1 protein-coding gene is annotated in these 311 nt (G+C 34.4%); it reads left to right on the top strand.

Annotated elements, in window-relative coordinates; all coding sequences use genetic code 11:
* The coding region (locus E3U55_RS17175) for a DHHA2 domain-containing protein (RefSeq protein WP_323740431.1) at nucleotides 1–311 on the top strand (311 nt) is incomplete at both ends.

Here is a 311-nt window from a genome sequence, read left to right as displayed (position 1 = left end):
TGAAGAGTATGGTTTAGATATGCTTAAAGCAGGAGCAGACTTAAGCCAAAAATCTGCTGAAGAACTTATTTCACTAGATGCGAAAGAATTTACAATGGGCAGTCAGAAAGTTGAAATTGACCAAGTAAATACTGTAGATACAAATGAAGTACTAGAACGTCGAAATGAAATTGAAAATGCAATGACAAATACTATCAACGAAAAAGGCCTGGGCCTATTTGTTTTTGCAATTACCGATATTTTAACGAACGACTCAACAGTTATTGCTTTAGGTGATCATTCAGATAAAGTTGAGAAAGCATTCAATTCTC

The sequence above is a fragment of the Filobacillus milosensis genome, assembly GCF_004402015.1.
Lineage (GTDB): Bacteria > Bacillota > Bacilli > Bacillales > Alkalibacillaceae > Filobacillus > Filobacillus milosensis.
Note: the sequence above shows the minus strand (reverse complement) of the source record. Positions and strands in the feature narration are given on the sequence as shown.